This is a genomic window from Mameliella sp. LZ-28 (assembly GCF_012274245.1).
GTDB lineage: Bacteria > Pseudomonadota > Alphaproteobacteria > Rhodobacterales > Rhodobacteraceae > Antarctobacter > Antarctobacter albus.
This window is the reverse complement of the sequence record NZ_JAANYX010000005.1, coordinates 64,952-77,533: the sequence shown is the minus strand read 5'-3', so window position 1 is coordinate 77,533 and position 12,582 is coordinate 64,952. Positions and strand designations below refer to the sequence as shown.

General features: G+C 60.9%; 12 protein-coding genes and 2 pseudogenes. 4 read left to right on the top strand and 10 right to left on the bottom strand.

Going from position 1 to position 12,582, the window contains the following annotated elements; all coding sequences use genetic code 11:
- Window positions 1-137 precede the first annotated feature (137 nt).
- From G9Q80_RS03685 to G9Q80_RS03675, 4 genes and pseudogenes are all read right to left on the bottom strand, one after another.
- Window positions 138-599 (bottom strand): isochorismatase family protein, encoded by a 462-nt coding sequence (locus G9Q80_RS03685; protein WP_349237764.1) that lies wholly within the window; start codon window positions 597-599, stop codon window positions 138-140.
- Window positions 596-874: a cysteine hydrolase family protein gene (locus G9Q80_RS28035; protein ID WP_246870469.1), complete on the bottom strand. Its 279-nt coding sequence runs from the start codon at window positions 872-874 to the stop codon at window positions 596-598. Before G9Q80_RS28035 ends, G9Q80_RS03685 begins: the two co-directional genes overlap by 4 nt.
- 189 nt (window positions 875-1,063) lie before the next feature.
- Window positions 1,064-1,966 carry a LysR family transcriptional regulator gene (locus G9Q80_RS03680; RefSeq protein WP_168246378.1) on the bottom strand — a complete coding sequence of 301 codons (903 nt, stop codon included), beginning with the start codon at window positions 1,964-1,966 and terminating at the stop codon, window positions 1,064-1,066.
- Window positions 1,967-2,147: 181 nt separating this feature from the next.
- A pseudogene (locus tag G9Q80_RS03675) lies at window positions 2,148-3,107 on the bottom strand (IS630 family transposase).
- A 487-nt stretch (window positions 3,108-3,594) separates the two neighbouring features.
- On the opposite strand from G9Q80_RS03675, the gene G9Q80_RS03670 reads away from it, so the two are divergent.
- From G9Q80_RS03670 to G9Q80_RS28685, 4 genes and pseudogenes are all read left to right on the top strand, one after another.
- Window positions 3,595-4,458, top strand: a complete 864-nt coding sequence (locus G9Q80_RS03670) for a tyrosine-type recombinase/integrase (protein WP_168246377.1) — start codon at window positions 3,595-3,597, stop codon at window positions 4,456-4,458.
- Window positions 4,459-4,469: 11 nt separating this feature from the next.
- The gene (locus tag G9Q80_RS03665; protein ID WP_168246376.1) at window positions 4,470-5,645 is read left to right on the top strand and encodes an IS91 family transposase; all 1,176 of its coding nucleotides are present in this window, start codon (window positions 4,470-4,472) and stop codon (window positions 5,643-5,645) included.
- 428 nt (window positions 5,646-6,073) lie between these two features.
- Window positions 6,074-6,478, top strand: a pseudogene (locus tag G9Q80_RS28690) (IS110 family transposase); the annotation flags it as partial.
- 266 nt (window positions 6,479-6,744) lie between these two features.
- The gene (locus tag G9Q80_RS28685) at window positions 6,745-7,179 is read left to right on the top strand and encodes a transposase (RefSeq protein WP_447257666.1); all 435 of its coding nucleotides are present in this window, start codon (window positions 6,745-6,747) and stop codon (window positions 7,177-7,179) included.
- Between the two features lie 191 nt (window positions 7,180-7,370).
- Here G9Q80_RS28685 and tnpB read toward each other — a convergent pair whose 3' ends face one another.
- The 6 genes from tnpB to G9Q80_RS03630 form a co-directional block, all read right to left on the bottom strand.
- Window positions 7,371-7,667 (bottom strand): IS66 family insertion sequence element accessory protein TnpB, encoded by a 297-nt coding sequence (gene tnpB / locus G9Q80_RS03655; RefSeq protein WP_210426148.1) that lies wholly within the window; start codon window positions 7,665-7,667, stop codon window positions 7,371-7,373.
- Between the two features lie 23 nt (window positions 7,668-7,690).
- Window positions 7,691-8,008, bottom strand: a complete 318-nt coding sequence (locus G9Q80_RS28030; RefSeq protein ID WP_246870468.1) for a hypothetical protein — start codon at window positions 8,006-8,008, stop codon at window positions 7,691-7,693.
- 112 nt (window positions 8,009-8,120) lie between these two features.
- A complete protein-coding gene (locus G9Q80_RS03645; RefSeq protein WP_168246374.1) occupies window positions 8,121-8,801 on the bottom strand; it encodes an adenylate kinase in 681 nt (226 codons plus the stop codon).
- Between the two features lie 3 nt (window positions 8,802-8,804).
- Window positions 8,805-10,679 (bottom strand): acetate--CoA ligase, encoded by a 1,875-nt coding sequence (acs, locus tag G9Q80_RS03640; RefSeq protein WP_246870474.1) that lies wholly within the window; start codon window positions 10,677-10,679, stop codon window positions 8,805-8,807.
- A 136-nt stretch (window positions 10,680-10,815) separates the two neighbouring features.
- The gene (locus tag G9Q80_RS03635; RefSeq protein ID WP_168246372.1) at window positions 10,816-11,415 is read right to left on the bottom strand and encodes an ANTAR domain-containing response regulator; all 600 of its coding nucleotides are present in this window, start codon (window positions 11,413-11,415) and stop codon (window positions 10,816-10,818) included.
- A complete protein-coding gene (locus G9Q80_RS03630) occupies window positions 11,408-12,568 on the bottom strand; it encodes a transporter substrate-binding domain-containing protein (protein ID WP_168246371.1) in 1,161 nt (386 codons plus the stop codon). The genes G9Q80_RS03635 and G9Q80_RS03630 overlap by 8 nt, the downstream gene beginning before the upstream one ends.
- Window positions 12,569-12,582: the final 14 nt, after the last annotated feature.

Here is a 12,582-nt window from a genome sequence, read left to right as displayed (position 1 = left end):
ACTTAGGCTGCACGTCAATCTTTAAAAATCCATATTTTTGCGCAGCTTACGCGATATCGGCCCCCACGGCTGGATAAATCTAGAATCAGTTTCGACAGAGCGTTTCGCCCCGGCCGCGACAAACCCGATGTCCATGCTTAAAGGTCTTGAACCAAACCGGCCCCCTGGGAAAACGACCCTAGCCGGTTACACGGAAACCCGGATGGGGCAGCCGAGTTCTCCCCTTCTTCGACTTGTGATGCCACTGAAGGGCCACACGAAGACAGGTAATTTTCGGTATCGACGATCGCCGCATAGGCGAACCCGAGCGCCGACATCATCGCAGCATGGACGGACGGGGTCGGGACCGTCACTCCGGCATATTCCAAATCGCGCGTTGCACAGGCGTCCTGTACCACAGTGGTCTTGCAGTCCAGATCACTGGCTGCGCGGACGGCTGCATCGATGCATGTATGACTCATCGCGCCGATCACGATGACCTCCTCGATCCCAGCCTCATCGAGCTTTTGCTTTAGGTCGGTTTCTAGGAAAGCATTGAAGTGTTTCTTGACGACGGCATCTTCGTCGTCAAGAGGAGCCGCGATCGAATTGGTCTTCACGCCTTCCGTGCGGCTTCGAACACCCGGGCGGCATTTGCCGCTGCTCTTGTCATGCCATTGAGTTCATACTTCCCGCCGGGGAAGTAGCCGTTCTGGATATCGACGACGATAATTGCACCCTCGCGCATTATTGTAGTCTCTTGCTGGTGCTGATAGTTGGATGTTGCTGAAAAGTAGTTTCTGTAACAAGTCTTTCCATTGGCAGCATCAACAAAATGCAGTCCGATTATGACATTACCCGGGTGTCCCAGACCGACGTTGCGGTAGGAAAGCACGTTCGCACTGGGTGAAAGGAATCGCCCGATCGTCACACCATTCGCTACTGCCCAGATCGCTCCGATGACGGCGGTTCGTGACAGTCATCTGGCTGCAGCAAAGAACTGCGCACGCGCGCGAAGTCCATTGCCTCCATACCACACGGAAGGGTGATCGAGACGGGCGCGTGCATGTGACCGACGCCTGCGTCACGTCGGCATTATCCTCTTGGCAATGCGCGGTGCCGCGAAATCGATAAAGGCGCGAAGTTTCTTCGGAACTAGGCCGCGTGGCTCGTAAATCAGGTGCACTGGCAAAGGCGGTGCTTCCCAATCCCGCAGGACCAGTTCAAGTCGGCCTGCCTGCACCGCGGCAGCGGCTTGATAGGAAAGCACACCCGTGAAACCGAGTCCGGCTTCGGCGGCATCGAGGGCCGCCTCAGCCGTACTCACTGACAGGCGTCTGTGGATTGGAACCAGCAAGGTGTGATTCTCCGCGTCGAACTTCCAGATCGAGGATGATGGCAATCGCCGAGAATCGATCCAACTCGCACCGCGCAGATCGTCGGGCGTCGATGGGTGACCGTGCGCATCCAGAAATGTTGGGCTGGCACAGATCACCTGTCGCACTTCGCCGATCTTGCGTCTGATCAGTGTGCTGTTGGAAAGTGGCCCGATACGCACCGCAAGATCCAGATGCTCGTCGCTGAGGCTTGTCCGCCGGTCCGTCAGTTCCAGTCGCACATCAACCTCCGGGTAGTGCGCTAGGAAATCCAGAACGACAGGCAGAACGTGTAAGCGGCCGAGGACAATTGGCGCCGTTATATTCAGCGTACCCCGGGGCGTTGTGAACTCACCCGAAGCCGAACGCTCGGCCTCGGCAACATCATCCAGAATTCTGCGGCACGCCAGTACATATTCGGCCCCGCTGTCGGTCAGCACAAGGCCGCGCGGCGAGCGTATGATCAACTGGGTACCGAGGTCCGCCTCTAGCTCGGATATCCGGCGGCTGACGGTGGCGATGGGCATATTCATCGCCTTTGCTCCTGCGGTGATGCTACCATTGTCCACAACTTTGAGCAAAATCGCCATCGTCTTAAGCCGATCCGGCATCAGAATCTCCGAGTAACTGGAATCCCCACGCAAACTTATCGACACTTTTTGCGAAATTTGGAAGTTTGATCGGTCAAACGCTAACTTGCCCGATGAGGATGACACAACGTTTGAAGTATCGCGGTGAGCGCGGCAACGCTGCCGGATCGGAAGCGGAAAATCCACCTAAAGCGTTTTGCATTTAATCTGAGGCAGATCTGGCAGCTTTGAGGAAGTTCCAGTATTCGTCTGGATGGAACATGTCACAGATGTCGCCAATGGCTTCGTACAAGGCATCAGAGGTTCTGGCACCGATGCGCCGCAGGTGGGCTTTGAGTTTGGAGAAAGCCATCTCGATTGGATTGAGATCGGGGCTGTAGGCGGGCAAAAACAGGAACCAGCAGCCTCGCTTGCGCATGGCTTCGGCGGCGCGCGGGCTTTTGTGAGTAGACAGGTTGTCGAGGATCACGACGGTTCCGGGGTCGAGGGCCGGGGCAAGCTGCGTCTCGATGTACGTGTCGAAGGCCGTCCTGTTCATTGCGCCTTTGATCACCCAAGGTGCGATCAGGGCGTCTTGCGTCAGCCCGGCGATGAAGGTCTGGGGCCCCCACTTGCCGAAAGGTGCCGTGCCATAGAGCCGTTCCCCGACTGGGGCGCGCCCGCGCAGCCGCGTGAGGATGATCTTGACCGCCGTTTCGTCGATGAAGACCAACCTGTGCGGCTCCTGTCGCATGCGGGGCTGACGACGCGTGATCCAGTCTCGGCGGGCCTGGCGCAGCGCGGGCCGATCACGTTCCGCCGCGATCAGTCCTTTTTTTATATGATAGCCCCGCCCGTTCGAGAGCGCGGTGCAGCGAAGAGAGTTGAACATCTACGCCATATGCTTCCGACAGGGCGGCGGCGAGTTCCTTGGGCGTGATGTCCGGTTCGGCCCGCACGATCTCCAGCAGAAAACCCGATGCGGTGCCAGCTTGCCGAACTGACCAGCCGGGCGACCTTGTGGTTTGGGGCGTGCAGCACCGTGGTCTCGATGCTCCGCCGCGAACCGAACCGCCGTCGCGGCGCTCACCCCGAAAAGCCGCCCTGCTGAACGGGCCGAGTTTCCCATAGCAACGTAAGCGCAGATCCGTTCCCGAAGGTCCAAAGAATAGGGGTTGCCCATGATCCACCTCCCAGAAGAAATAAGTCAGAAAATCGGCACCATGTGAATCTCCGTCCGATTCAGATCAAACGCAAACCGCTTTAACTCACCCGTTCAAATTTCCCGAGCCACCTCTCCCGACACGCCCTAGGTATCGGACGGTGTGCGCAACCTCCGAAATCATACCATCACCAAACTGGATTTGAGAATCGGACTGCCTGACAAGGATGGGCATCAACATGAGTGATCGAGGAGATAGCCAAGTTGGGCCGCCAAGATCTGCGCCGCTTCGCAGGTTCCGCTGCTTGGCCAGATGACGTGGCCTTTTGAGTGTAACCCAGGCGGCATCGCCGGCCACGCGCTGCGCTACGCGCGTGGCCTCTCTGCAAACTCGAGAAGATTGAACTAAGCCGCTGACGCGGCACCTGTTGCGAGGTTTGGGCCATGGCGCCCTGTCTGCGAGGATAGTGGTTGTTGAAGCCCAATCCCCTCAGACAGGAGCACCCCGATGACCAAAGCCATCAGTCCTTTGCGCCGACGCATGATCGAGGACATGACAATCCGCAACTTGTCGCCGGCCACGCAGCGATCTTACCTGCATGCGGTGTCGAAGTTCAGCCGTTATTTCGGCTGTTCTCCCGACCGCCTTGGCGCTGAGGATGTCCGCGCCTTCCAGGTCCATCTGGTGGCGAACGGAATTTCCTGGTCGTCGCTGAACCAGACCGTCTGTGCGCTGCGGTTTTTCTATGGCGTGACGCTCGGTCACGCGGAGACCCCGGAACGCATTGCCTATGCGCGCACGCCACGGAAGTTGCCGGACGTGCTGTCCGCCGACGAAGTCGTACGTTTTCTCGAGGCGGTGCCGAGCCTGAAGACCCGCACGGCGTTGACGGCTTCCTATGCCGCGGGTCTGCGGGTGTCCGAGGCTGTCAGCCTCAAGGTTTGCGACATCGACAGCGCGCGTGGCGTTATCCGGGTCCGCCACGGCAAGGGCGGCAAGGACCGCTACGTGATGCTGTCCGCCCAACTTCTGCACATCCTGCGGACCTATTGGCGTCTGGCCCGGCCCCCGGATTGGCTGTTTCCCCGTCGCGACGGCACCGGCCCGATCAGCGCGACGGTTCTCCATGCCGCCTGCCGCTCGGCGCGGGCGGCTGCCGGCATCGACAAGCGCGTGACAGTGCAAACCTTGCGGCACTCCTTCGCCACGCATCTGCTGGAGAGCGGAGTCGACATCCGTATCATCCAGGTGCTGCTCGGCCACAATCACCTGTCGAGTACGGCCCGTTACACCAAGGTTTCCAACGGCCTCATTCGGCAGACGCAAAGCCCGCTCGACCGGCTCGACATCGAGGTGGTGCCGCCGAACTGAGGTCGCACCGCATGTCGGCGCGACTGGAGGTGGCGGATATCTTCCGCCGATATGGCGCAGCCTATCGGCAGGTCCATCACGGTCATCTCGGCCGCGTCGAGCGGCGTGTGATGAGCGCGATCGAACTGTGCCGGACCGCGGCGCTCGGCGGCCATATCGAGGGCTGCCGGACCTGCGGCACGGTGCGCGTGGCCTACAATTCCTGCCGCAACCGACACTGCCCGAAGTGCCAGGGCGCGGTGGCGCGCGACTGGCTGGCCGCGCGCGCAGGTGACCTGCTGCCGGTGCCCTATTTCCACGTGGTCTTCACGCTGCCGGCGGAGATCGCGGCGATCGCCCTTCAGAACAAGGCGACCGTCTATGGCATCCTGTTCCGGACGGCCGCCGAGACGCTGCGCATCATCGCTGCCGATCCCCGGCACCTCGGCGCCGCAATCGGCCTCGTCGCGGTCTTTCACAGCTGGGGCCAGACCCTGAGCTACCACCCCCACCTCCACTGCATCGTGCCGGGCGGCGGCCCGTCGCCTGACGGCACCCGCTGGATTGCCTGCCGTCCGGGGTTCTTCCTGCCGGTCCGGGTGTTGTCGCGCCTGTTTCGGCGGCTGTTTCTGGAAGCGTTGCGCTCTGCCGCCGAGGCCAATCGGCTGCACTTCTCCGGCGACATTGCCGACCTGGCAGACCCTGCTGCCTTTGCCCGGCTTTTGACCTCGGCCCGCCGCCGCGACTGGGTCGTCTATGCCAAGCCGCCCTTCGGCGGACCGGAACAGGTGCTGGCCTATCTGAGCCGCTACACCCATCGCGTCGCCATCGCCAATTCCCGACTGGTCAGCTTGGAGGGTGGCAGGGTGACGTTCCGCTGGCGCGACTATCGCCATGGCCGCAGGCCTCGGCAGATGACGCTCGACGCCGGAGAGTTCATCCGGCGCTTCCTTCTGCATACCCTGCCGGACGGCGTTCACCGCATCCGCCATTACGGCTTCCTCGCCAATGGCCAGCGCGCTGTCCGCCTTGCCGCCTGTCGCGCGTTATTGGCCGTTCAGACACCGGAGGCAACAATCCGCGCCAGACCCGCGACAGCGACGGCCGCACACCTCTGCCCCTGCTGCGGCCGCCCGATGATCACGCTCGCCGTCTGGTATCATGGCCAGACACCGCCCGGGCGCCCATACTGGAACGACAGCTCATGAGCCTCCGAAACAGACCACCGTCACGCGAAAGGCAGCCGACCTCCACGGGGTCCGGTCCGACAACCTATGAGCCACGGCCTCGCTTGGGTTGGCTCCGGCAGTTCCGGCAGGCGAGCAGCCACCAAACTAGATCGAAGCACCGATCGCCAGAGGCCATTGCCGGCCGTGACCACCCTTTTTCCAACACAGATCACGCCAGCCTCCGCGCGAGATCCCGCCGTTCCAGACCAGCCCAGCCAACACAATCCCCATAGCACCAAAATGGCCCGCGGCTTCGTTCAATCCGGCTTCAATGAGGTCCGCTCGACACGGCGCGCCCGCATCCAAGGTCCGCCCACGGACCTCACAGAACCCTCCAGATTATCGTGGCTCGGGTGTCGCATACTGTTATCGGCCGGGCGAGCCCCCGGCGTTCAGCAGGCATTGCCATGGAAGAGATACGAGTCTTCGTTGGTCTCGATGTGCACAAGGAGACAATTTGCGCGGCGGTCGCGGATGCTGGACGACATGGTGAGGTGAGGGTCGTCGCCACGATCGAGAATACTCCTGTCGCGATCGCGAAGCTGGCGCGGAAGTTGGAGCGTCATCACGGATCAGTCGAGTTCGTCTATGAAGCCGGATCGTGCGGCTACACGGTACAGCGTCAGCTTGCCGCGCTGGGGCTTGCCTGTCGCGTCTGTGCTCCCTCATTGACCCCTCGAAAGCCGGGAGAGCGCATAAAGAATGATCGACGCGACGCCATCGCGTTGGCGCGACTGCTTCGCGCGGGCGAGCTGACATACGTCTGGGTACCGGATGCCCTGAACGAAGCCCTGCGTGACTTGGTCCGCGCTCGCCATGCGGCCGGAAAGGACGTGCGAAGGGACCGCATCCGGATCCAAGCTTTCCTGCTGCGCTGCGATTTGCGGTTCGACGGGAAATCCTGGAGCACCCGGCATCGCCGATGGTTGCGCGGTCGGCAGTTTGCGCATCCAGCCCTGCAGATCGCGGTCCAAACCTATCTGAATACGCTCGAACAGGACGAGGTGCGCAGGACAGAGATTGAAGCCCGATTCAGGAAATGCTGGCAGACTCGCCTTGGGCGGCACAAATGCGGGCCTTGCAGGCGCTCAAGGGTGTCGGTCCGATCGTCGCGGCAACGATCCTTGCCGAGGTCAGCGATTTTTCACGCTTCGCCCATCCGCGCCAGCTCGTCGCCTATTTTGGCCTCGCTCCCGGAGAGCATAGCAACGGCAGCACCATCAACCCGCGTGGAACTACCAAGGCGGGCAGCTCCATCGCGAGGGCGGTGCTGTGCGAGGCGGCATGGAACTACCGGACGACGCCCAAAGTCGAGCAGTGGATGAAGCAGCACTATCCGCCGGTCCCGCAGGAGATCGTGGCACTCGCTTGGAAAGCACAGCTCCGCCTGCACAAGACCCATCGCAGGCTCAGCACACGCGGGAAGCGGTCGGTCGTTGTCACCGCAGCCTTCGCTCGCGAACTTATCGGCTTCGTTTGGGACATCGGGCACCGGGTGCCGCTCCACGCCTGAGCTACGCATTTCTCGTGATCCGTATCCGCGAGGACGTCGGGCGCGGTAGAGGGAATCCTCGACTTGATACTGGACAGGTCAACTGACCCATGTCTGCGGCCAGAGCGAGAGAGCCCTCCGACGCACCGTCATCATGGGGTAGCCAATCCCCGAATAGGAGCCTGAGCGACCGTCGATAGAACCCAGCGTCCTCACCTATGCGGATCGCGTTCATCCGAATAGTGGCGTTCCACGATGGAGCGATTGATCGCGCACGCCTGAAATGGTTGACAAAGGCCATAGGAGATGAACTTCCCGGCCTCCAGCCGCTCGGTGTAGAGCGACATGCCGACGCCGTCGCGCCAAAGCAAATTGACGAGGTCGCCCTTGCGGCCGCGAAAACAGAAGATCTCTCCGGCATACGGATCGCGCCCGAGCCCCTGCTGGACCGTCAACGCAAGCGTGTTCATGCCGCGCCGCATGTCGGTCACCCCGCCTGCGATCCACACTCGCATCCCCGCCCGGAAGGATATCATTTGCCCTCAAGGATCAGCAGCAACCATACCAATGCGTTCGGGTACACCGACGAGGGCCCGAGCAGGTGTCGTCCGTTCCTCAGAATGATCTCGAGCTGGACGTCGGGGGCCGGCTGCCGCGGCGATTGGGCGTCAAAATTCGGCACCATCTTCACCGGCACGAAAGCAAGGCCGTTTGCGATTGCAAGTTCGCCGTTCCGAACTGTCGCCGCCAGACGGTCAGCAGCGAACGCGAGAAACCATGCCGCCGCGCCGTCGCGGTGACTTGGCGAGACCCCCGATGACTTTCTCCACCTCCCGGTTCTTGTCAGCATCACTCCAGTGCCCCGTCAGACGCCCCCCGCCGGAGGGTTAACGCTAACTCGTGAATACGCTCGAAACCAGCCCCCGCCCCGTCGCGGCTCCACCTGTCTTTCGAAGTGGGCCTCAGACGTTGACCCCTTTCACGATCGCGGCAATGCAGCCGGCAATGTCCTCAATGGAACCCATCGCATCGACCGAATCGAGCACACCCAGTTTGGCATAGTGAGCAATCAGCGGTGCCGTCTGAGCGTGATAGACTTTCAGCCTTTCCCGCACTGTCTCGGCGTTATCGTCGACTCGGCGCTTAAAGTCCGAACTCCCGCATTTGTCGCAAATGTCCGCAGTGGCGGGCTGCTTGAACTCGTCATGGTACCCCTCGCCGCAGGCGGCGCAGGTGTAACGGCCAGCCACCCGACCGACCATTGCTTCGTCATCAACCTCGAGGCTGATCGCCGCACTGACGCCCCGGCCGTCATCGGCCAGAAGGTTGTCGAGCGCCGCCGCCTGCTCCGACGTGCGCGGGAAGCCGTCAAGAATGACGCCCCGCGATACATCCGGCTCGGCCATGCGATCTTTCAGCACGGCCAGCACGATTTCGTCGCTGACAAGTGCGCCGGCCTCCATCACGGCCTTCGCCGCTAGGCCGGCGGAGGTGCCGGCGGCAACGGCATCGCGCAGGAGATCGCCAGTCGAAAGCTGGACCAGACCGAAGCGGTCTTCCAGCATCCGTGCCTGCGTCCCTTTGCCCGCGCCGGGCGGGCCGAGGAGGATCAGAACGGCGGGTGTGGTCGTCGTTTCCGCCATCGTTCAGGCCCGGTTCATGCGGTTGTCGATCAGGTCGTCGACGACCGAGGGATCCGCCAATGTCGACGTGTCGCCAAGTGCGCCGTAATCGTTCTCGGCGATCTTGCGCAGGATGCGGCGCATGATCTTACCCGAACGGGTCTTCGGCAGCCCCGGCGCCCACTGGATCAGGTCGGGCGAGGCGATCGGTCCGATCTCGGTCCGCACCCACTTTACCAGTTTCTTGCGCAGCTCGTCGGTCGGCTCCACCCCGTTCATCAGAGTGACATAGGCGTAGATGCCCTGCCCCTTGACCTCGTGCGCGTAGCCGACCACGGCGGCTTCCGCCACGACCTGGTGTGCGACCAGCGCACTTTCGACCTCGGCGGTACCCATCCGGTGACCCGAGACGTTGATGACGTCGTCGACCCTGCCGGTGATCCAGAAATAGCCGTCCTCATCCCTGCGGCAGCCGTCTCCGGTGAAGTAGTAGCCCTTGTACTGCTGGAAATAGGTTTCCATGAAGCGCTGGTGATCGCCCCAGACGGTACGCATCTGACCCGGCCAGCTGTCACCAATGCAAAGCACACCCTCTACGCCGTTGCCCTCGACCGCCTTGCCGCTTTCCGCCTCCAGCACCACCGGCTTCACGCCGAAGAACGGCAGCGTCGCCGATCCCGGCTTGCCCTCGATCGCTCCGGGCAGAGAGGTGATCATATGGCCGCCGGTTTCGGTTTGCCACCAGGTGTCAACGATGGGGCATTTGCCCTTACCGACGACATCATTGTACCAGTTCCAGGCTTCGGGGTTGATAGGTTCGCCAACCGTGCCTAGCACCCGCAGCGACGACAGGTCGTGCTTTTCGACCCATTCCGGCCCCTGCCCCATCAGCGCACGGATTGCCGTCGGCGCGGTGTAAAACTGGTTGACCTTGTGCTTCGCGCAGACCTCCCAAAAGCGGCCCGCGTCGGGGAAAGTAGGGACCCCCTCGAACATCAGGGTCGTCGCGCCATTGGCCAGCGGACCGTAGACGATATAGCTGTGGCCGGTGACCCAACCAACGTCCGCGGTACACCAGTAGACGTCGCCGTCCTTGTAATCGAACACATATTCATGCGTCATAGCGGCATAGACGAGGTAGCCGCCCGAGGTGTGCACCACGCCCTTCGGCTTGCCGGTCGATCCCGAGGTGTAAAGGATGAACAGCGGATCCTCGGCACTCATCGGACGCGGCGGACAGTCCGGCGCGGACGTTTCCATCAGCGCGAGCAGATCGACATCGCGACCCTCCACCCAGGTCGTCTGGTCGCCGGTGTGCTTGACGACGAGGCAGCGCACCTTGTCCTTGCAGTGCAGTAGCGCCGCGTCGGTGTTCGCTTTCAGCGGCGTACGCCGGCCACCGCGGGGCGCGGTATCGGCGGTGATGACCAGCTTGGCGTCGCAGTCATTGATGCGATTGGCCAGCGCGTCGGGCGAGAAGCCGGCAAAAACGATGGAGTGAATTGCGCCGATGCGCGCACAGGCCAGCATCGCATAGGCGGCCTCAGGGATCATCGGCAGATAGATCACCACCCGGTCGCCTCGCATCACGCCCTGACTGAGCAGGACGTTGGCCATGCGGTTCACCTTCTCATGTAGTTCGCGATAGGTGATGAACTGCGCCGGTGTTTTCGGATTGTCAGGCTCAAAGATGATCGCGGTCTGATCGCCGCGCGTGGCAAGATGGCGGTCGATGCAGTTGGCCGCAACGTTCAGATAGCCGTCCTCGTACCACTTGATCGAGACTTTGCCGAACTCGAACGTGGCATTCTTGACCTTGGTGTAGTCGGTAATCCAGTCAAGTCGCTTGCCCTGATCGCCCCAGAACGTATCGGGATCGGCGATGGAGGCCGCGTACATTGTCTCGTATTTCAAGGCATCCACATGCGTCCCGGCGGCAAGCCCTTTGGGGTGGGATGGACTGGCTGTATCGGACATTTCTAGAATACTCCTCCTCTATTTTCGCGGAAAGTGCAAAGAGCCATTCCGCGATGTGCTAGCTATCACCCATTTTACTCAGGATACTTTCAGCATTGATGATCGACTGCGCGATCTCTGTGGTCGTCGTTCTCTTGGCCATGGCCTGTTTTCGGATCAGGTCATAGGCCTCGCGCTCGGTAATGCCGCGATGACGCATCAGAATGAATTTGGCGTCGTTCACTTTCTGCACGTTGTCCAGTTTCTCGCGCAGCTTGGTCATGTCTTTCTGGAAGCGGCGCTGTTCCTGCTGGAACCGGCGCGCCATCAGCATGCTGCTCAGAACCCCGGCGGCGCGCACGGGTTTCATGAGCACGGAATGCGCGCCGATCTCGAAGATCATCTCCAGAACAGACGGGTTTTCGTAACCGATGATGGCAACGATCGACGGGGATTTCGGCGTGCTGTTGATAAGGGATTTCAGGCGTTGCGCGCTCTGGTCCGTTACGTCCACGAATAACAGATCGTATTTTTCCGGCAGCGTCTTAGGCAGCGGCCACTTGAGATCGAAGTTGCAGCCGATTCTGTTGACCTGTTGCAGAAGTTCATCCGCGCTTCTGTCCCGGGGATGAACGATCAGCGCATGAAGGTCACGGAGATCCTGAATCGGATCACTCATGCTGCCGTCCGCCTGCAACCACTTTCAGAGTTCGGAAGCTCCAGTCATGAATAGCCGGGAATACCAGATAGGGGTCAGGCTTGATCGCGCGCCGGACCTTGGCTTCGACGTTGAACTCGGCGTTCTCATTTACCTTGGCAATTCTCGACTGAAGGTAGGTATGGTTGTTGTCCGGGTCGATCTTGATCTGGCCCTGGGGGGCATCGAAATTCGCACCAAGCAAGGCTTCGCGCAGGCATTCGGTGTCGATTTCGCCGGTTTCCTCCAATGCGCGCGAGAACATGAGAACCTGACTGTAGGCCGCTTCGCAACAACTGGTCACGTCCACTGTAGACCCGAACTTGGCCTCATAGGCCTTGAGGAAACGACGGTTGGCCGGAGAGTTGATGGACCGGAAATAGGGGGCGGCGGTGATGTGGCCCGCCGATGCTTCGGGACCTATGGCGGCGATCTCCCCTTCGTTTGTGGTCAGGCTCGCGATCGGGCATTCCCGCCCGTCGCCGCCGGCGGCGTGATAGGCCTTATAAAACTCGATACAGGCCTGTCCGACAACTGTCGAAAATATCGCATCCGGTTTGACACGCATGATTTCGGCGATGACATCGGAAAAATCCGCGGCTTTGGCATCGAGATCGAAATAGACTTCACCGGTGACTTCACCGCCCCCCTGGCGCAGTACGCTTCGCATGACGCGGTTCGATTCTCTGGGGTAAATGTAGTCAGAGCCGACAAAGAAGACACGCTTGCCGTAGGTATTCATCAGGTAATTAGCCAGCGGAACGCTGTTCTGGTTGGGACAAGCCCCTCCGTAGATGACGTTCGGCGAATATTCGAAACCCTCGTACAGCGTCGGGTAAAAGAACAATGCGTTCCGGCGTTCGACAACCGGCAGAACTTCCTTGCGCGAGGACGACATGTAGCAGCCGAAGATCACGCCAATCTTGTCATCGACGATAAGTTTCTCGGCCAGTTCGCCGTATCTGTGGACAATCGACGAAGGATCATAGCGGACTGGTTCTATCGGGCGGCCAAGAACACCGCCTTGCGCATTGATCTGATCAATGGCGAGCAGGGCACCATTCAGCTGCGACCGTTCGATGATGGATGTCACCCCGGTTTCCGAGAAAAGCAGCCCTATTTTCCAACTTTCCAAAGGTCAAATCCCTT